Origin of the sequence: Streptomyces sp. BHT-5-2 (assembly GCF_019774615.1) — a bacterium.
Classification (GTDB): domain Bacteria; phylum Actinomycetota; class Actinomycetes; order Streptomycetales; family Streptomycetaceae; genus Streptomyces.
In genome coordinates, this window is record NZ_CP081497.1 from 1,328,557 (window position 1) to 1,348,223 (window position 19,667).

16 protein-coding genes are annotated in these 19,667 nt (G+C 68.5%); 8 read left to right on the plus strand and 8 right to left on the minus strand.

Annotated elements, in window-relative coordinates:
• The first annotated feature begins 104 nt into the window (after positions 1-104).
• Positions 105-701, plus strand: coding sequence for a hypothetical protein (locus K2224_RS33790; RefSeq protein ID WP_221910961.1), 597 nt, complete (start codon positions 105-107; stop codon positions 699-701).
• Between the two features lie 310 nt (positions 702-1,011).
• Here K2224_RS33790 and K2224_RS33795 read toward each other — a convergent pair whose 3' ends face one another.
• Both K2224_RS33795 and K2224_RS33800 read right to left on the minus strand, forming a co-directional pair.
• A complete protein-coding gene (locus K2224_RS33795; protein WP_221910962.1) occupies positions 1,012-1,377 on the minus strand; it encodes a hypothetical protein in 366 nt (121 codons plus the stop codon).
• 613 nt (positions 1,378-1,990) lie between these two features.
• A complete protein-coding gene (locus K2224_RS33800) occupies positions 1,991-3,724 on the minus strand; it encodes a PKD domain-containing protein (protein WP_260693641.1) in 1,734 nt (577 codons plus the stop codon).
• A 949-nt stretch (positions 3,725-4,673) separates the two neighbouring features.
• On the opposite strand from K2224_RS33800, the gene K2224_RS33805 reads away from it, so the two are divergent.
• A complete protein-coding gene (locus K2224_RS33805) occupies positions 4,674-6,056 on the plus strand; it encodes a S8 family serine peptidase (protein ID WP_221910963.1) in 1,383 nt (460 codons plus the stop codon).
• Between the two features lie 483 nt (positions 6,057-6,539).
• Here the strand turns inward: K2224_RS33805 and K2224_RS33810 are convergent, their stop codons facing one another.
• A complete protein-coding gene (locus K2224_RS33810; RefSeq protein ID WP_221910964.1) occupies positions 6,540-7,766 on the minus strand; it encodes a cytochrome P450 in 1,227 nt (408 codons plus the stop codon).
• A gap of 982 nt (positions 7,767-8,748) precedes the next feature.
• Between K2224_RS33810 and K2224_RS33815 the strand changes: the two genes are divergently transcribed.
• Complete coding sequence (locus tag K2224_RS33815) at positions 8,749-9,300, plus strand: DinB family protein (protein WP_221910965.1); 552 nt, start codon at positions 8,749-8,751, stop codon at positions 9,298-9,300.
• Between the two features lie 19 nt (positions 9,301-9,319).
• Complete coding sequence (locus K2224_RS33820) at positions 9,320-9,748, plus strand: hypothetical protein (protein ID WP_221910966.1); 429 nt, start codon at positions 9,320-9,322, stop codon at positions 9,746-9,748.
• A 90-nt stretch (positions 9,749-9,838) separates the two neighbouring features.
• Here K2224_RS33820 and K2224_RS33825 read toward each other — a convergent pair whose 3' ends face one another.
• The 5 genes from K2224_RS33825 to K2224_RS33845 form a co-directional block, all read right to left on the minus strand.
• Positions 9,839-11,149, minus strand: coding sequence for a cytochrome P450 (locus K2224_RS33825; RefSeq protein ID WP_260693643.1), 1,311 nt, complete (start codon positions 11,147-11,149; stop codon positions 9,839-9,841).
• A gap of 351 nt (positions 11,150-11,500) precedes the next feature.
• The gene (locus K2224_RS33830; RefSeq protein ID WP_221910967.1) at positions 11,501-11,944 is read right to left on the minus strand and encodes a hypothetical protein; all 444 of its coding nucleotides are present in this window, start codon (positions 11,942-11,944) and stop codon (positions 11,501-11,503) included.
• Positions 11,945-13,046: 1,102 nt separating this feature from the next.
• Positions 13,047-14,237 (minus strand): MAB_1171c family putative transporter, encoded by a 1,191-nt coding sequence (locus K2224_RS33835; protein WP_221910968.1) that lies wholly within the window; start codon positions 14,235-14,237, stop codon positions 13,047-13,049.
• 9 nt (positions 14,238-14,246) lie between these two features.
• Positions 14,247-14,777, minus strand: a complete 531-nt coding sequence (locus K2224_RS33840; RefSeq protein ID WP_221910969.1) for an ImmA/IrrE family metallo-endopeptidase — start codon at positions 14,775-14,777, stop codon at positions 14,247-14,249.
• Complete coding sequence (locus tag K2224_RS33845; protein ID WP_221910970.1) at positions 14,774-15,214, minus strand: helix-turn-helix transcriptional regulator; 441 nt, start codon at positions 15,212-15,214, stop codon at positions 14,774-14,776. Before K2224_RS33845 ends, K2224_RS33840 begins: the two co-directional genes overlap by 4 nt.
• Before the next feature lie 244 nt (positions 15,215-15,458).
• On the opposite strand from K2224_RS33845, the gene K2224_RS33850 reads away from it, so the two are divergent.
• The 4 genes from K2224_RS33850 to K2224_RS33865 are packed head-to-tail and all read left to right on the plus strand — an operon-like array spanning position 15,459 to position 19,261.
• Positions 15,459-16,289 carry a sterol desaturase family protein gene (locus K2224_RS33850; protein ID WP_221910971.1) on the plus strand — a complete coding sequence of 277 codons (831 nt, stop codon included), beginning with the start codon at positions 15,459-15,461 and terminating at the stop codon, positions 16,287-16,289.
• Positions 16,286-17,365 (plus strand): PrpF domain-containing protein, encoded by a 1,080-nt coding sequence (locus tag K2224_RS33855; protein ID WP_399020860.1) that lies wholly within the window; start codon positions 16,286-16,288, stop codon positions 17,363-17,365. The genes K2224_RS33850 and K2224_RS33855 overlap by 4 nt, the downstream gene beginning before the upstream one ends.
• Before the next feature lie 29 nt (positions 17,366-17,394).
• Positions 17,395-18,486, plus strand: a complete 1,092-nt coding sequence (locus tag K2224_RS33860; protein WP_221910972.1) for an AbrB family transcriptional regulator — start codon at positions 17,395-17,397, stop codon at positions 18,484-18,486.
• Positions 18,487-18,502: 16 nt separating this feature from the next.
• Positions 18,503-19,261, plus strand: a complete 759-nt coding sequence (locus K2224_RS33865) for an amidohydrolase (protein ID WP_221910973.1) — start codon at positions 18,503-18,505, stop codon at positions 19,259-19,261.
• The last annotated feature ends 406 nt before the right edge of the window (positions 19,262-19,667 follow it).

Consider the following 19,667-nt stretch of genomic DNA (forward strand, 5'->3'; position numbering starts at 1 on the left):
AGCCGTCTTCCCCGTTCCGCCTCCGGCCCGGTGCTCGGTGCGAGAAGGTCACGTTGTGCCTGCATCCGGAAATGTGCAGGGTTGCCGAGCGAAGGAGTGCGTGGGTGCCGAAAGAGACGTGGGAGTCGGACGAGTTCGGGAAGTCGCACGAGGGCCGGGTCGGAGTGCTGTTGGAGGACAGGAGCGTCCCCGAGCCGGTCTACATCGACTCCGTCTCGGGCGGATTCGGGCACCGGAGCACCTTCTGGGCCCACTACAACGGGCATCCCCTGTCCGGTCCGCGCGCGCACGTCTTGCGGGCGGTCTGCGCGTGTGGCTGGACGGGCACGGAGTACCCGATCGACTGGGAACGGATCGGCGAGACGGCACTGTACGAGGACGAGGCGGTCCGCACGCACGCCGACAACTGCCTTGACGACTGGTACAGGCATCTCGACGATGTGGAGGCATCGACCGTCGCCTACCCCGAAGACGTCAACGAGCTGCTGAAGAAGACGGACGAGGCGCTCGACGCGCTCACCAGCGATGCTCCTGCAGCCGCCCTCAAAGCCGCTGTCCGTCTGGAGATCCTGGCCAACAGCATCGGGTACCACGCCGCCAACAGCGCATACAGGACGATGGAGTCCGAAGAACTCGGCACAGCCCTTGGCATCACCGCCCGCGCGGCCGAGGACCTCCTCTTCCGCTACAGGAGGCGGTAACACATCCGTCCACTGCCCTCGCCCGCCGGCCCGTCGACGGCGAAGGCCGTGCAGCAAGACGATCGAAGGTGCTCCGGCTATGGCGTTGCGGCTTCGGTGTACCGCGTGCGGAGCTGCCGCCGGTCGGTCGCGCCGAGGCGGTGCGGGCGGGGCTCTGCCGCTCCAGGGCGTGGGCGGGTTGTGTTCGAGCGGTGCCGGGACGGGGGGCTGGCCGCCGGTCGGCCGTGCCGGGCAGGGAGCCGGTGGGTGTTTGCGAGGGCGAGGTGCCCCTTCGGGTTGGTTGCCCCGAAGGGGCACCTGGCGGGAATGGTCAGTTCATGTGGAAGCCGGTGATGCGGCAGTCATTGCAGAAGAAGTGCTGGTTCGGCCCGAACGGTGTGGACTTGCCGGTTTCGGTGCCCTCGTTGAAGTAGAGGACTCCGCTGTTGTGCCCGGACCAGATCTGACCGACATGCCAGATGTAGCCTCGCCAGTCTCCCGGGTTCCCGTCGGTGGCGAAGCAGATCCGGTCGGTGCCGTTCATTCCTGTGAAGGTTAAGAAGTCGTTGCGCTCCTGGCACATCTGCTGATTGACCGGGAGGACGTCGGCCTGGGCCACGCCGCTTGTCGTGAGCGTGATCCCGCCTGCCAAGGCCAGCGCTGCCATCGCGGTGATGATGCTTCGACGGATCGTCATGATGTACCTCTCTTCGCCGAGTGCTTCGAGGCGTTCGTGATCGGTGCTGTTCCTCCACTGACCGGTGGACCCCGAGTAGGGGCTCCGGCTTGTCAGTTCAAGACTTTCCCCAACGGATGGGCTGCCTCACCGGGAGGCACGGCAACTTACTGAGGCACGGCATCTTTCTCCGGTGCAGGTGCACTGGCGCCATCCCATTGACTCCGGCTTCTCGACAGCTCCTTGAGAGCCGTCGAGGCTGTCCTGGTCGGCCACTATGCCGAGGTTGCCCTCGGTTCGCCGGCGTGGGGTCGTGCCACGGTGGGTTGCCCGGCTGTGGGGCGGGGTAGGGGAGCCGTGTTTCTTTGGCGCTTCGCGTTGCTGGTTGAGCCGTTCGCATTCTGCGTCGTCGCGCCGCATGGGGCGTTGGCCGGAGCGGGACCGGCATTCCCGGATCATCGCTCTCATCGGGTTTCTGGCCGGAGCAGAGCGGGAGCGTTGAGGGGCTCGCTCCCGGCACCGGCCAACACGGGTGCCGGCTTGCGGTCTGGAAGGAACGCAAGGGCCTACGTGATGCCGGCGCGGGCGCGCCAGGGGCGGCCCGCGCTGCGAGCCGCCCCTGGGGATGATGCCGTCAGTCCGCGATGAGCGGCCGAACGGCCTCGACCAGGACCTTTCCTCCGTCGGGACCGGTCATCACGACTCGCGGCAGCCAGGGTCCGTTGCGGTCGTAGGCATGGGTGACGGTCGCCTCGCCGGTCTCCTGCTGCATGCCGTCACCGAAGTACCAGTGGTAGCGGTACCCGGCGGCGGGCGGTTTGCCGTCCACCGTCACCGACAGGGGCACGGCACTGCCGACGTGCGCGCTGTGCGGAGCGTTCAGGTGGGCCCGGGGGCCCTGCCGGGGGAGGTGGAACCACGTACGCAGACTCGGGTTGAGGAGAAAGTTGTCCGCGTACTGCCGGGCGCCCTCGACGTCGGGGTGACCGACGGCCGCACTCAGGCACTGCAGCGGAGTCGCGCTCAGCTCGGGGCAGGCCCGCGTGCGCAGTGGGAACGCCGGGTCGGTCACCGGAGTGTTCCAGACCTTGGAGTCGCTGGCGAGGATGGCGTTGTCCACAGTGAACAGTCCGTCGGCCGCAACCGCGTAGGGTCCGTCCGTGGACGCCTTGTTGGCGGCGTCCGCTGCCTGGTGGTAGGCGGCATTGGCCAGTTGGGTGTACTGCTCATAGCGCCTGGCCACGCCCCCGAGGGCGCCCTTGCAGGAGGTCAGCCAGAACCCGGTGACGCCCGGCGTGGAGCAGCTCCCGACCCGAAGGGGAGAGCTGCTGCGGCTCAGCGCGTAGTAGAAGTCGGCCACGAGCACCTTCGGCCGACCCGGCAGGGAATGGGCTTTCTCGATCGCCGCCTGCATTCCGCGTCCGCCGTACCCGACCTTCGCGCCGCTGAAGTAGGGCACGTCCTTGGCGGGGTTCTTCGCTGCCGCGCCGACGCCGGAGCACTCGCGCTTGACTGCCTTGGGCAGGTCCTCCGAGCCGGGGGTGATGCCGACGCCGATGCCGAAGAAGGGGTCGAGGTCGTTGATGCAGCCGTTGATCACGACCAGGTCCAGGCCGTAGCCGCCCGCCCTGGCCTGTGCGCCCGCCTTCTCCAACTGGCAGAACACATCGGGGGTTTGCTGGGTGACCTCGCCGAACTCCATCTCCCCGTCGCCGTCCGGATCCTGCCGTTCCGTTGTGCGCAGACAGTCCGCGTCACGGTTGCCCGCGGGCACGTCGGGTGCGTCGAGCACCGCACCGGAGATCGAGTAGTCGAAGTGCTGGAAGCCCCGGCCGGTCTGACGGCCGAGTGACTGAGCCGTCAGGTAGGGGAACTTCTGGTCGTGGTCCAGGCCCTGCCCCCACACCACGGAGTCGCCTACGGATGCCACCCGCACCGGGTGGCATCCTCGGCGTACCGTGTCCCGCCAGACCTTTCCATAGCGGCCGGGGGCATGGCCGTCGGACGATCCGGCGATGCGGGCGTCGACCTGTAAGGCGGTCTCGGTTTCGGGCACCCGGTCGAAGGGGATGTCGAACTTCGCCGTACCGACAGTGGCGGCCATGGCCAGGTGCCCGCCGGCCAGTTGCTTCTCGCCCGCGCGCACCCGCCACTCCACGGTGGCTTTGGCCTTCGCCGCGGCGGGGTCGTAGATCTCCACCCGGCCGTGCACGGCACCGTTGCACACGGGATTCGGCGTCAGGTCCACGTCGAGGACGAGGGGGAACGCGGAGCCCGGCAGGATGCCGGCGTGCGCCACGGCGGGCGTTCCGCCGAGGAGCTGACTGAGGAGCGCGGCGGCCGCGCCGACCCCCGCCAACCGCCTCATCGCAGACGAGCGCCGGACCGTCCCCGGCGCCCTCCGAAGGGAATCCGTGCCAGTGCCCGCCCGCCTTGGCGAAATCCACCGCGGCCACGTCAATTTCACGCCAACACCCCAGGTTTCGTGGTCATTTGGTCCGCGCGGAGTCCATTGATTCCGCACCGGTAGGGATGATGGCAGGCAGGAGACCGGCATGGGGCGCGAGCGGAGGCCCATACCAAGTGAAACTGATCACTTACCCGCAGTTACGGATCGCTTCGTCGGAGCGTGACTGTCGTCCCCACCCGTGCGGCCACGTGGCGGTACATCTGGGGCCGTGGATCGGGTGCACCCGGCCAACTTGGTCAGCATGTATGCCGCGCGGCTGTGGGGTTGCTCGGCGGTCCGCGGCAGGGCGGTTCCCCGCACAGGTTGTCGTGGTCGTGGGACGGACTCGGCAGCTGTGCAGTGGTGGGTAAAGGCGGGCGGTGACCAAGGGCCGCCCCGGATGTTGAGCAGACCGTCGCAGGAGGACAATCGCCACTCCGCGCGTTGGAGCCGCGCTCGCCGCAGGTCGGACCGGCGCCACTCCCGGTGTCGGCCTGACCTGCTGACCCGCGCCGAGTCACCGTTCCGCTTCCGGCCGGGGTCTGCGGCGCTGGCGGCGACGTGGTCGGACCGCCCAGGTTGGCCGGTTCCGCCGCGGGTGCCGGGTGCCAGCTCTGCGGTGCACCGAGGGACCACCAGGCGCCGCCGGTGGGTGAGGGCACGTTGCTGTCCGTGGTCGACGAGGTCCTGGCCGCGGCCTTTCCGCACTTCGGGGGCGGCGCGGCCACGCGATCACGAATCGGACAACAGTGACAAGTGACACATCAGTGAGAAGTCGCACAGGGGTAAGTACTTGTTCTGCGCGTGACCTCGGGGTGGGATCGCCGCAACTGTCGAGTGGGGGTCCCGCCTTGCAAGGGGAATGATCATGCGCAGAGTTCGTGCGCGGCGCCGCATAGTGGCCGCAGCGGCCGGGGCCGCCGCCTTCGCCGGTGCCGCACTAATGTCCCCCGTCTTTTCCGGTTCTGTGGCCGCCGCACCCGCGCCTTCGGTGCAAGGAGTCAAAGCCGTGCCGGCAACAGTCGGGGAGCAATCGCAGAACGTGGCCCACGACTTGCTGACCACCGAGCAGTGTCGGGCCAAGTGGCAGATCTCCTGTTACACCCCGAACCAGTACCGGCAGGCGTACAACCTGAACCCGCTGTACCGGACGGGAGTCACCGGCAAGGGCCGCACGATCGTGATCGTGGATTCCTTCGGCTCGCCGACCATCCAGCATGATCTGGATGTCTACAGCGCCCGGTTCGGCATGAAGAGCACCCACGTCGACGTGGTCAAGTGGGGCACCGTACCGCCCTTCGACCCCGCCAACCCCGCCCGGGTCGGCTGGGCCGGGGAGAGCACCCTCGACGTGGAGATGGCGCATGCCGTGGCCCCGGACGCGCACATCGTCCTGGTGGAGAGCGGGGCCGACCAGAACGGGGACGGCGCCACCGGTCTGCGGGAGATGATGGACGCCGAGAAGTCGCTCGTCGACCGCGGTGTGGGCGATGTGATCAGCCAGAGTTTCGGCGCGACGGAGAACACCTTCCCCGGCTTCCGCAGCGGTGACTTCTCCAGCATTCAGAACCTGCGGTACGCCTTCAAGGACGCGGCCAGGCACAATGTCACCGTCCTCGCCGCCTCCGGCGACGGCGGAGCCACCAACACCACCGCGAACGGCAACGCCGACTACCCGTACAGGGTCAACGCCTGGCCGTCCTCCGACCCGCTGGCCGTCTCGGTCGGCGGCACCCAGTTGCACTTGGATGCCAACGGTGACCGCCTCGCTCCGGACAGTGTCTACAACGACAGCGGCGCGAGCGGCGGCGGCCCGTCCCATGTGTTCGCCCGTCCCTCGTACCAGAACGGGGTCGGGCAGGTGGTCGGCGCCCGCCGCGGCACCCCCGACGTCTCGATGTCCGCCGCGATGAACGGCGGCGCATGGGTGTACTCCAGCTACAACCCGAAGCGGGTCGGCTGGGATGTCTACACCGGCACCAGCGAGGCCAGCCCGCTCTTCGCGGGCATCGTGGCCCTGGCCGACCAGGTCGCCGGCCACCGGCTGGGTGACATCCACCAGGCGCTGTACTCGCTGTCCGCGCAGTCCTCACGGAACCCGTCCACCGGCATCGTGGATGTGAAGGACGGCACGAACAACAGCTACGCGGGTGTCACCGGCTACACCGCGGCGAAGGGCTACGACATGGCGACCGGTGTCGGCACGATCGACGCGGCCCGCTTCGTCCCGGCCCTCGCCAAGGCGGGCTGAAAGCATTCCCGTCCCCGAGGGGCGGGCGCCTGCCGCAGACCGCCGAGCCCCCGCGCCGGGACGGCGGCTTCTGCGGCCGATGCCCAACAGCGGCGAGTGCGCCCGGCCTGCCGTCGACCCCGTGCTTCAGCGCTTCCGCGCTCCAGCACGCCTCCCAGACGATCACGGCCCAGAGGCGGCCCAGTGACAGCCCGACCGCCCCTGATCTGCCCTTCTGAGCAGGTCAGGGGCCCCTCCCAGCCTATGAGCCCGACACGCGCAGCCAGCTGTGCCCCGCGCACTCTCCTGAAGAAGGGGGCGGTGACGGGGGTGTCGCCGTAAACAGGCCGGCACTGGTACCGCCGTGGGCGCCAACGTGCGTTCCACCGTGCGTAGCAACGTACGCGTACCACCGTGGGTACCAGGTTGCTTCGGACCGCGGGTGAATGCGTGCAGGTCAGGGCACGGGGGTGAGCGGTCAGCGTCGTCGACGCCTCTTCAACCTCACAGAGCGGCGCCCATCGTCCGCACGAGGGGCAGATGCCGCGGCCCGCGCAGGATCGGGCTGTGCCGGTACGGGGGAGGGTCCTCGGCCAGCCGCGGATCGTCCAGGTGGTCGAGCAGCGTGGTCAGCGCGACCTGCGCCTCGATACGGGCGAGCGGCGCGCCGAAGCAGCTGTGGATGCCGCTGCCGAAGCCGAAGTGCTGGTTGTCCGCACGGGCCGGGTCGAAGTGGTCGGGGTTCTCGAACCGCAGCGGGTCCCGGTTGCCGGAGGCCAGCAGCAGGTACAGCGGCGCGCCCTTGGGGATGACGATGCCGCCGACCTCGATATCGGTCAGCGGGGTGCGCTGCGGCAGCATCTGGACGGGCGGCTCGTACCGCAGCAGTTCCTCCACCGCCGACGGCATCAGCTCCGGTTCCCGGCGCAGCCGCTCCCTTGCGTCCGGGTGGCGCAGCAGGGTGAGCATCCCGTTGGTGATGAGGTTGACCGTGGTCTCATGGCCGGCGATCATCAGCAGCGTCAGCGTCGTCATCAACTCCGGCCTGGTGAGCCGTCCTTCGGGGCCTTCGTCGTGGACGAGAGCGGAGATCATGTCGTCCGAGGGGTGGGCGTCCCGCTCGGTGGCCAGCTCGCCCATATAGTCGGCCATCGCCGACCGTGCCTCCACGCCCGCGCGCCATCGCCTGTCCGGGTCGTCGCCCGGGGAGCGGTCGGGGGAGTCGATGACGGCGTTGGTCCAGTCGCGCAGCTGCGGCATGTCCTCCTGGGGGACGCCCAACAGTCGGCAGATGACCGTGACGGGCAGCGGGTAGGCGAAGTCGTCGACGAGGTCGATCCGTTCGCGGTCGCCGAACCCGTCGATCAGTTCCCGGGCGATCTCCTCGATGTCGCCGTGCAGGGCGTCGATCCGGCCAGGGGAGTGCGGCGGGCCGAACGGGCGCATCGTCAGGCGGCGGAGCCGGTCGTGCTCCGGGTCGTCCACGCGGATGAAGGCCGGCGGCAGACCGTCCGTGCGGGCCAGTGCCTCGTCCGGATCGGCGCGGTTGCGGAGGTCCGAGCTGATCCGCGGGTCGTGGAGCAGTGCGGCGATCTCGTGGTACGTGCCCACCAGGTAGCTGCCGTCGTTCTGCCGGGACACCCCGTTCTCGCGGAGCTCGGCGTAGAGCGGATAGGGATTGGCGCGGTTCGCGTAGTCGGTGATCCGCTCCAGCAGGGTCTCCGTGGACATGCGCAAGGCTCCTCGTGGGGTCATCGGAAGCGGGTTGCGGCGGGGCAGTCCCGCCGCACCAAGGCCGGCCGCCGGTCCGGCAGATGACCGGCGAGGGCGACGGCCGGACCGTGAGGATGACGGCCGGACAGTGCGAGAGCACCCGCGGGTCCGGTATGTCTGAGGGGACCGGTACCGGGGAGTCGGCCCGTGCAGCTCGAACGCCTCAGGTGCGGGGAAGGCGCACTGCGCATGGCCCTGGTACCCATTGAGACCGACCAGGATCTGCATCCCACACCCACCCTCCGCGCGATCCGTCGACTCCGTCCTACTAGCCATCGACGTCCGGCGCGGGCGGTGCTGGGCCGAAAGGGTGTGCACGCGGAGTGACCAACAGGGCGGGGCGATGGCGCCCGGCCCCGACCTGCCGGACGTGCTCGACCTGCGCGGCGGTCCGCGCAGCAGCTCCTCCAGCAGCTTGAGCAGCATTCGGCGGGGTCAGCCGTGCACCCCGATCTCGCGCCCGGCGGCAGCCACCTCCTTGTCCAGCCCCGGAGAGCGGACGGCCATGGAGCCTGAGGTTCCCCGAGATGCCGGGGGAGAGGGAGCGGAGGAGCTGACGTTAGGACAGTTGGGGCTCGCGAGAGGAACATCGACCATGGCTCCCCGGGAAAATGTCCGCTGGAGCTGCGTGAGCGTGCGGTGCGGATGTACCGCGACTCCGATCCGCAGCCCGCAGATCAAGCGCCTGGCTGTTGAGCTGGGTGTGCATCCGGAGGCACCGCACGGTTGAGCCCGTCAGCCCGTCAGCCCGTCAGCCCGTCAGCCCGTCAGCCTGTACTCCGAGAACCGCACATCCCCTCCTCCACCCACCAATCGGTCCGGGTGAAGTGGGCTGCGGGGTAGGGGTAGGCGTTCTGCGGGAGGGCCGTTGTTCAGCGAGGACATCACCATGCACGCTGGAGTACGACCGGATCACGGTCGTGGAACTCGGGGAGGGGCCATGGAGACTGACTGGGCGCACGAACTCGGCGACCAACTGGACTGGCACTGGCGCGAACGACTGCGTCCCCGGCTGGCGGGGCTGACCGACGAGGAGTACTTCTGGCAGCCGGTTTCCGACTGCTGGACCGTGCGCCCGCGTCGTAGCGAAGACGAGATGGGTGGCGGACGGTTCACCGTCGGCTACGCCTTCCCCGCCCCTGCCCCCGCACCGGTTACCACCATCGCCTGGCGGCTGGCGCACCTCACCGTCCACGTCCTGGCCAAGCGCACCGAAATGTATTTCGGCGGGCCGCCGATCGATTACGACAGCTACGTCTATGCCGGCACTGCCGCGGCCGCGCTGGACCAACTCGACCGGGCCTATGACAACTGGTCGTCCGGGATGCGCGCAGCCACGGCGGTAGAGCTAGGGCGGCTGCTCGGACCGAGCGCGGGCCCGTTCGCCGACCGCCCGCTGGCGACGGTCGTCCTTCACGTCAATCGCGAGGTGATCCACCACGGAGCCGAGATCGCGTTGCTCCGCGACCTGTACCCAACCAAGCCCTGCTGAGCGGCCTGGGTGAAGTGCGGTGCTGTTCTCCGGTTCTCCGGTTCTCCGGATCTCCGGTTCTCCGGATCCGGTCGCGTTGCCGCAGCATCGCCCGGTCGACGGCCTCACCGATCGCGTCAGTGCTGGTCTCGGCGCGCTGCGGGTAATCCTGGTACTTCGCCTGGCGCCATACCAGCTCGATGCCGACCAACTCCGGGCTCCGCGACGGGAGATGGAAAGCTCCCCCGAGGGCTCGCCGCGCAGTCCGGCGATCCGTATGCAGACGAAGTCCCGCAGTACGGCCGCATCGACCTTTCCGCAGGTGCGCTGCCAGAGCAGGTCCGGGGCGGTGCCGGCGATCTGGGTGCCGAGTACGTTGACCCGCCGATTCCTGGTGTCCTTCGGGGCAGGAACATTCGATGAACAGACCGCAGTCCCCGCCGAACTCGCCGCTGCGGCTTGCCCTTAGCGCCGTGAGGTCTCCTATGTCCAGTCTCCAGGCGTCCACGATCAAGGCGAAGCTTCAACAAGCGGCCTGTCACTGAAAGCGGTGTCGCCTCTAACTGCGCAGGGTGGCGCGTAGGCGCAGGCCCACGGTTGCGAGACCTCCGAAGGTGGTGACCTGGTAGCTGGGTTGCGGTCCGGGTGGTTCGCTCAAGTGGTGGCAGCGGGCGGTCTGTGCGGTCAGGAGCGTCAGCATCGCCATGGCCAGAGCGGCACCTTCGCAGCCATGCGGCCCGGTACCGAAGGAAAGGAAGACCCCGGGTTTCGTCGGCGAGCCCGAATCAACGAGCCAGCGTTCGGGCCGGAACTGGTCCGGCTCGGAGTGTTGCCGGGCGTCGCGGTGGGCGGTGTAGGGGCAGACGAGAACGGTGGATCCGGCGTCGATGGAGTAGTCGGCGAGCTGGGTCTGTCGCGTGGCGCGCCGGACCAGTAGCCAGCTCGGGGGGTGCAGTCGGAGCACCTCGCGTACCAGTGCCTGGGTGTATTGCAGACTGTCGAAATGGGTGCTGGTCGTTGCGGCCGGGTCCGCGGGCAGCAAGGCGGCTTCAGCCGCCACGCGGTCCGCTGCCTGGGGGTACCAGGCCAGGTGGAGCAGGATCCAACCGGCTGCCCGGGAAGGCGTCTCGAAGGTGGCGACGGTGATTCCAGGGAGAGTGTCGAGGATGGCTTCTTCCGTCAGTAGGCCGTAGCGGGAGGAGGGCTGGAGCATCTGTCCCAGCATGTCGTCACCGAGCTGGCCCGATGAACGGCGCCGGCGGACGATGGGCCGCAACGCGTTGGTGAAGGCGACTTGCTGCCGTGTGCGAAACCGCCGTGCCGGTGTGGGGACCCAGCGTGGCCATACCCAGCGCGAGGGGCGTTCGAGCACCTCCCGGGCCAGGAAGAGCTGTGAGGCAAAGGGCAGCAGGGCGGGAGCGTCTTCGGAGAAGACGTAGTGCACGCCGATCTCTGCCAGGGCGTTTCGGACCAGGGGCAGCACCTCGACGTCTTGGTCTGTGGGCCACTGGTCGGCAAATCGAGCGGCCCCGGGCGCAATCTCACCGATCCGGGCTGCAACCGCCTGCGGGCGCAGACCGCGCATACGGGCGGTGTGCGCGTGCGCACGCTGCTCGGACGTCGGTGCTCCGCTCGACCGCTTCAACGGCGGGAAGAGGGGCGAGGATGCCTGGCGGAAGTCCTGTGCGCGGCGCAGCACTGCTTCACACGGCTCGGCCGTAGCAGCTACGTAGACACCGGGCTCCAGCTGCCAGACGTCCCCGCACTCGTCAGCGCCACGGCGCGCCAGTGCCAGTCGGTCGCGGCTCCAGGCCGCGAAGCTGCCTTCGGGCAACCGCGGCGGCTCCGGCGGCTCATTGGTCCGGCCCATGAGATCGTCCCCGACTCTCGTACCTGTCCAGGCCGATATCGTCGGCAGCGTGACGGGGAGCCGGCGGGACCCCGAGGGCGCCCGCCGGTAGTGCGGTCACTTGCGGTCGTCGCCGGTGTACGCATCCCACCCGACCCCGTACGCACCGTAGTGGCGCGTGAAGGACAGCTTGCCGAGCAGCTTGGCGATCATGATGCACTCCTCTCGCCTGTCTGAGCATTCCCGGCCGAAAGTTCAGCAAGGAAGTCCTCGGCAGAACTCGATGCCACACGTCCCATATTGCCACATATGTTCCCCCGTGCTGGGGGTCGCCGGAACGGTCGTGGATCACCGCCCCACTCGGTGTGGTGGTTACCGAACGTGCACGGAGGCAGGGGGTGGGTGGCCGAAGCGGTCGACGTACGTGTCTTCCCGGCGCCGTACCAGGCGATATAGGCACCCCCAGGCGACAAAGGCGCCGATGAACACCACTTCGGCGACCATGCACAGAATTCCGTACGGCGGGTCCCAGCCATCCTCCTGGTAGCCCGGCAGCCCAACCGTGCGGGACAGTGCGAAGCCGAGAAGCATGCCGCCGCTGACCACTACGCCCAGCAGCCAGGCCGGTACGGGGTTCCGCCACGCGAGACCCAGGGCGGTGAAGAGCAGGGTGCCACCGCCGACGGTGAACAGGACTCCTATGTACGCCACCTCCTTGAGATGCTCGGGGGCGATGAGGAGATGGGCTCCCGCGCTGAGAAGCGCGCAGACGGCCGCGGTTCCCCTCAGCGAGACATCAGCCAGGCGTGCGGACATCGGGGTCTCCTGGGGCTTGCTAGGGCAGTTCTGCCTGAGGTACGTAGCGCGCCCGATGAATGGTTCATGATCGTCCACCTGGAAGTGTTGGCTCTCCTGCGAGCCCTCCCGTGAGCGGGGAGCTGTGCCCGCCGTCGGGGCGCGCTGCGTTGTTCCTGCTGCGGGAGGCTTTCGAGGCCGGGCGCGGAGTGTAGGGGGTGGAATGCTGAAGCTGGCTGCGCCCTGACGGTTTGTGCGCGTCTGCTCGAAGATCAATGTCCGCGCAGATGGTGGTGGTACCCGAGGCAACGTGGGCGGCTGGCCTGGCGGCATGCCGCGTCACCACGGCCTTCGACTGGCCCCAAGGACGGTTCGGTGCTCCGCAGCGGTGCTCCCGCTACTTTCCGTGCGCCGATGACTGCACAGTGGAAAGCGCGGATGCGAGTGGCCAGGTCAGACGGCCTGGGTTCTGGGTTGGTGTGGTCGTGGCTTGGTGTGGTGTCTCGCGTCGGGTGTTGCGTAGTTGGTGGTGGTGTTTCGAGTAGGAGGGTGTGCCTGGCCTGCTGGATGGGTCTTGGTGTCCGTGGAACGGTGCCAGGTGTCTGTCTGTGGAGGTTGAAGCGGAGATCCGCGAACTGTGTCGCCGGCGTCCTTGGTGGGGTGCCCGCCGGATTTCCCGCGAACTGAGTGTCGGGGGGGGGCTTGGGTTGGCGTCTTCGTGGGCCACTGTCCATGGTGTGCGTTCCTGTAATGGCCTGGTCTGCGCTCAGAACTGCGGCATCCGCGCAGGTACTGTCGGTGGCAGCGCGGGGCCCGTGCACGTGTGGCAGATGGACGTGGTCGGTGGGGTGTTGCGGGCTGGCTGTGGTGGCATCCGAAGTCGCGTCTGTGTGGCTCTTGGTCGCGGCTTGTCGCACGGGGCGGTCCAGGCCGTGTTCCAGGAAGCGTTGCCGCCAGGTGCGGACTGTATTCGGGGCGGCGCCCGGATGTTGCGACACCTCCGTGATCGAGTGTCCCTGGGTGCATTCCAGCGTGATCCGCGACCGCTGAGCCAGTGCTTGAGTGGTCGTAGGTCGGTGGGCCTGTCTCTCAAGTGCGGTCTGCTGGGTGTCTGTTGGCGATTTCAGGGGTCTGGGTGTGGTTGTGTTGTGGTGTTGTGTTGGGGGAGGTGGTTGAGGAGTTGTTGTCGGCGGGCGAGTTTTGTGTAGTTTCGGGAGAGGTGGAGTAGTGCGGTGCGTTCGGTGGCGTGGTCGGTGTCGGGGGGTGGGTTGGTTGGGGGTGTGGGGGGTGTGGGGGGTGTGGTGGGGGGTGTGTGGAGGGTTTTGAGTAGGGTGTGGGCGGATTGTGTGGGGTTGTCTGGTTGTAGGTTTAGTTGGAGTGTGACGAGGCCGTCTTGGATTTCGACGAGGCGTCGGTAGAGCTTGTGTTCTGCGGTGCCGACTGCTTGGCCGGGTGGGGAGAGGGCGATGGAGGGGTTGTGGTTGTAGAGGTCGTTCCATAGGCGGCCGAGTTGGTGGTAGTGGTGGTAGGCGTGTAGTTGGTTGAGGTGTTGGGTGAGGGTGGGGCCCCAGATCGGGATGGTCAGGCCGAGGAGCATCATGGTGGTGCCCAGGCTGAGCATGTCTGGGCTGAGGGTCTGCCATGTCGTGGTCACGTTTCCGAGTGAGGCGCCGAAGATGGACAGGGCGCGCAGTATGCACACGGACAGGTGTACCAGTGCGCCGCAGGCGGTGAGTTGGAGCCCGCGGCGGATCCAGGGTGGGCCGGCCAGTCGTGCGTAGCGCAGGCTGCGTGCGGCTACCTGAATGAGGCCGAAGCCGAGTGTGAGGAGGAAGTAGAGCATGTAGATGGCGTGGCTGAGGTGTCCGTTGAAGACGGTGTAGGTGGGTACGGGGTCTTCTTGCGGGCTGGGGGTCAGTAGCCACAGTGCTGTCATCACGGTGGCTGCGCCCAGTGCGATCAGGGTCCACCTGCGGATGTGGGCGCGTTGCTCGCCGGGTTCGGCGCACCAGAGGTCGAGCAGGATGAGTATGGAGGCGGTCCATGCCACCCCGTTGCTTGTGTCGATGACCAGTCGTGCGAGGTCGGGGAGTTTGACTGCGTGGTCGAAGGCGACGTAGACGGTGGGGATGTTGAGGGTGAAGGCCGTGCCTTTGAAGACGAAGGAGCACAGCAGGGTGACTGAGGCCGGGGAGGTGTGGCCGGCCAGGATCCGGCGGGTGCGGTCGATGGCGCACAGCCAGCACAGTGCGGCGACAAAGGTGTAGAGGAGGTCGACGAAGTGCAGGTCATGGCGTGCGCAGGGGGTGGACACCGGGCCCCCTTACCGGTCGCCCGGCTTGCGGTTGTCGGGTGCGAGCGATTGCAGCACCCGTTCGAGCAGCCGGTCCGTGGTGGGGCCGGGGAGCCGGCCGCTGCGGCTGGTGCGCTCGCCGAGCAGGGAGGCCATCATCTCGGCCTCGGCTTCTTGGCGGTCTTCGTAGCTGGTCCGTCCCAGCGTCCTTGTCAGCCCGTGGCCGGCGTCTGTGGTGTGGCCTTTGTGGTCGCAGATGACGTGGCTCAGCTCGTGCAGTATCACATGCTCGCGGTGGAGTCGGGGGGTGCCGGGCTGGAAGACGACGTAGTCGACCGCGTCGGTGGAGACCAGCATTCCGTGCACCGTGGTGCTGTGGAGTTCGAACGGCACCAGTTCGATCACGCGGCCGCTTAACTCCTGGGCGGCCGCCAGGATTTCATCGACGTCGCGGGCCTGGTCCAAGCCGAGGTCGCGAAGCCGCCGCGAACACCGGTCGTGCACCTGGCGCAGGCGTTCGCGACCGGACCGTCTGGCGCGCAGCCCGGTGCTGAGCTTCATTCGGCTTCCTGATCGCTGGAGACGGGCGGGAGCCCCTGCAACTGCCGTACGTGGTCCAGGACCGCGGCGACGGCCCTCAGGCCGTCGTCGTTGACCCCTATCGCGCGCAGCATGATGGAGCGCACGCCGGCCTGGTTGAGCTGTGGAAGGGCGGCGATCTGGTGCTCGAGGGCGGGTGGCGCCTGGGTGTCGGTGAGCCGGGAGACCGGGACCCCGAAGAACTCGGCGAGTGCGGTGAGGAGTTCGATCGAGGGTCGGCTGCGTTTGCCGGTACGCAGCGCGGACAGGTACGCGCCGCTCACCTTGACCTCGGGATGGTGGGTCTTGATCTGGGCGGCCACCTCGTCGTTGGTCCAGGGCTTGCCGTCGGGGCGGCCGGATCTGAACAGGGTGTCGATCCGTTCGGCCAAGCTGGGGTGCGCGCTCAGATCTGTCACGGTTCCAGTGAATCATCGTCAAACCCCCCAGGTCGACCGGTGGTTGAAAACAGTCGCTGTGACTCGTCTTACGGTTGACAATGCGATCTGGGGGCGGGAGTGTCGATCTCATCAACTGCTGGTCGAGTGGACTCAACTGCTGGTTGCAATGGTGTGGCGGGCAGTCTGACCACCAACGGCCCGCCCTGTGCGCAGGTGACCCATGCGCACAGGGCGGGCCATGGCATTGAGGGGGAAGAAAAGCATGTCCATCGTGATCCAGGTCGTCTGGCTCGCCCTGATCGCAACGATCGAGATCGTCGCCACCCAGTGGGACCGGCTGGTGCGCGGCCATGCCCGGAAGGTGCGCAACCTCGCTTTCACCGTCATCAACCACCTGGTCATCCCGGCGGCCACGGTCACCGTCACCCACCTGTGCCAGCCGCGGATCGGCACCCACTGGATCGCCGGGCTGCCGGCGCTGCCCGGCATCGTGCTGACCGTGGTGGCACTCGACTTCGCCGGATACTGGTTCCACCGGTTCAGTCACCGCAACCTTTTCCTGTGGCGGTTCCATCAGATTCACCACTTGGACGAGGACTTCGACGCCACCACGGGCGCCCGGGTGCACACCGCCGAAGAAGTCATGCATCAGATCGTGCTGGTCGTCATCGCCGTGATGCTGGGCGTGCCGTCGTCCTACTTCACCGTCTTCGCCACGCTCTCGTTCATCATGGCCATCTTCCACCACTGCAATGTCGCCATTGCGTGGAAGGTGGAGCGTGTGCTGCGCACCATCGTCTTCACCCCGGCCCTCCATGTGCCGCACCACAACGACGACATCGTCAACACCGACAGCAACTTCGGCTTCATCTTCCCGTGGTGGGACCGGATGTTCGGCACCTACAACACGGCTCAGCGGACGCCGCAGTGGCGCATCGGCCTGGACTACTCGCACGATCTTTCGCTCCACCGCCTGATCGTCCAGCCCTTCGTCCCCAAGCAGCTCAAGGAGTCCGCCATCGCGCCGGTCCCGTACGCCACGTACGAGACGGCCGGCCAGGCGGCCGCCCGACCGGAGGGGAAGGCGGCATGATGCTCTGCGTTCCGGCCATGCTGATGCGCGGCGGTACCTCCAAGGGGCTCTATCTGACCCGGGACGCCGTCGACGCCACCAATGTCCCGCTGGAGCTCTTACTTCCGGCGCTGCTCGGCTCGCCCGACCCCCGGCAGATCGACGGAATCGGCGGGGCGCAGACGACCACCAGCAAGGTGGCCATCATCGAGCCGTCCGCCGCGCCCGGCACCGACGTGGACTACCTGTTCGCCCAGGTGGACATCGCCACCGACACCGTCGACTGGACACCCACCTGCGGTAACCTGCTGACCGGCGTTGGGCCGTTCGCCATCGAGCGTGGGATGGTCCCGGTCACCGGCGACGTCACCGAGGTGCGGGTCCACCTGGTCAACACCGGGGCGGATGTCATCCTCACTGTCCAGACGCCCGGCGGTGTCGTGCGCTACGACGGTCAGACGGCGGTTGATGGGGTGCCTGGCGGTGCGGCGCCGGTCGGTGTGACGTTCACCGGGTTCACCGGGGGCACCACCGGGTCGCTCTTCCCCACAGGCAGCCCCAGGGACGTCATCGACGGCCTCGAGGTCTCCTGCGTGGATGCCGGGGTGGCCGCCGTCTTGATGCGTGCCGCCGACCTCGGTGTCGCGGGTCTGGAGAGCCCGGCGGAACTCGACTCGGACCAGGCGCTGTTGGAACGGATCGAGTTCCTGCGCTGTCAGGCCGGAAAGCTGATGGGGATGGGGGACGTCGCCGGTCGGGTGGTGCCCAAGGTGATGCTGCTCTCGCCGTCCGAACACGCCACCATCCGTTCCCGCTACTTCGTGCCGACCAGCTGCCACCCGGCGCACGCCGTCTCCGGGGCCGTCTGCCTCGGCTCGGCGCTCGCCCTGCCCGGCACGGTGGCGCGCGACATCGTGCCGCACCCCCCGCAGTCCGGCGACTACACGCTGGAGCACCCCAGCGGAGTGATCCGGATCGGCATCGCGAGCGACGGCGGCAGGCCGGCCAGGGCCAGTGTGGTGCGCACCGCGCGCAAGATCTTCGACGGGGTCGCATTCGCCGAGTTGACACCGGCCCGGCTCGCGGCGGCGTCATGACCGCGGTCGGCTGGCGGTGGACCGGATGCGTGGTGCTGACGACCGTGTTCGGGTTCGCACTGCAACGCATCGGGCTGATGGGCGGCTGGCTGATCGGGGCCATGCTGGCGGCGGCGGTGCTCGCCTTCGGCACCGGCGGCCAACTCGTGCCACACAGGCGACTGGTCCGCCTGGCCCAGGGGGTGATCGGGGTGCTGACCGCGCTGCCGCTCACTCAACTGCACGGCGACGACGTCGCCGGGTACCTCGGTCTGGCGGCCGTGTCGATCCTGATCACCCTCGGCATCAGCATCGGCTGCGGCCTGTGGCTGACGCGCGCCTCGGGCGGCGAGGTGACACCGAACACCGGGATCCTGGCGATGATCGCCGGAGGCGCGAGCACGGTCTCCACCATCGCCGACCAACTCGGCGCAGACCAGCGTTATGTCTCGCTCTCCCAGTACCTGCGGCTCCTGGTGGTGACGGCAACCCTCCCGGTGGTCATCCCGCTGCTCGGCGCCACCGGGGGCGGCGGCCACCTGGGCGGGCCGACGGGCGGCGCACCCTGGACGGTGAGCGGAGTACTCGCGCTCGCCGGGGTGGTCGCCTGCGCCGGATGGGCCGGCGAGCGGCTGAAGGTGCCCGCGCCCTACCTGCTTGCCCCGCTCCTGGCCGCGCTCACGCTCGGCCTGGCGGCCCCCGGCGGGGTGGTGCCCGAGGTGCCGGAGGCCATCAAGGAGGCGGCGTACATCCTGGTGGGGTGGCAGGCGGGCGGATCCTTCTCGCGGGCGGCGATGGCGCTGTTCGTACGGCTGCTGCCGCGCACCTTGTTGTTCATCGCGGTGACCATCGGCGGCTGCTTCGCGGTGGCCATGGGCGCCTCCGCTTGTTGCGGCGTCCCGCTCACCGACGCCTATCTGGCCACCTCCCCGGGCGGCATCTACGGGGTGCTCGCCCTCTCGCACGACATCGGCTCGGGGCCGGTGGTGGCCACCTTGCAGGTACTGCGCATGGTGGTGATGCTGCTGGCCGCCGTCGCGCTGCCCGAGGTGATCCGCCAGGCCCAAGTACGCCGCCGGGCGCACACCGCCCCGGCGGAATGCCGGACCCTGTCCCAGTCGGGTCCTGATCAACCCCTTTGAAAGGAACGCCCCGTTCATGACTGCACGTGTCTTCGACGCCCACTTCCACATCATCGACCAGCGCTTCCCGCTGGTGGAGAACAACGGCTACCTGCCGCCGGAGTTCACCGTCACCCACTTCCGTGAGCGGGCCGCCGCCCTCCAAGTGTCCGGTGGAGCAGTGGTCTCCGGATCCTTCCAGGCGTTCGACCAGAGCTACCTGATCGACGCACTGCGGCAGTTGGGGCCGGGCTTCGTCGGCGTGACGCAACTGCCCGCCACGGTTTCCGACGAGGAGATCGCCCACCTGGACGCCGAAGGCGTACGCGCCGTGCGGTTCAACGTCCGCCGTGGCGGCTCCGAGACCCTCGACCAACTGGACACCCTCGCCCGCAGGGTGCACGAGGTGGCCGGCTGGCACACCGAGCTGTACATCGACGCCGCCGACCTGCCCGACCTGCATGCGACGCTGAGCGCACTGCCCTCGGTGAGCATCGACCACCTCGGCCTGACCAGCGAAGGGCTGCCGCACCTGCTGCGCCTGGTGGAGACCGGTACGAAGGTGAAGGCCACCGGGTTCGGCCGGGTGGACCTCGACATCGACCAGACGGTCCGGGCCATCGTCAAGGCCGACCCCACCGCCCTGATGTTCGGCTCCGACCTCCCCTCGACCAGGGCCCGCCGCCCCTTCGAAGACGCCGACCTGCACCGCCTGGCCGACCTGGTGGGCGCCGAGCACGTCGAGGCCGTGCTCCACGACAACGCCGCCGCGCACTACCGGATCGGGAGGAGCTGATCCGCGGGCGGTGAACGGGACCCGGCGGCGAGGGACGGCTGCCGGGTCGCTACTCGCCGCCACCACGGCGTTGCGCCCGGCAGCGCCCGCATGGAACACGCCACCGCCACCGGCTGACGACGTGTTCCGGGGCACCTGAGGAGCAGCCTTGCCGACACCCACAGCTCCGCCGGGAGCAGCGGTCGAGGTTCGCACCGCCGTGCCGCGGCCGGGGCGGCAGCGGCTGGTGGCACTCCGGAACCGGCGGGCGTGGCTCCGCCCGCCGAGCGGATCGCGCCCGCGCCGCATCCAGCCCCGCCCTGACCTGATCGAGACCGCCTCACTGGCACCACACTCACGCTCACCACGCTGCCGACGACAGCCCGAAGAGCCCATCCAACTGTCGGCCCCGAAAGCCACGTTGGCT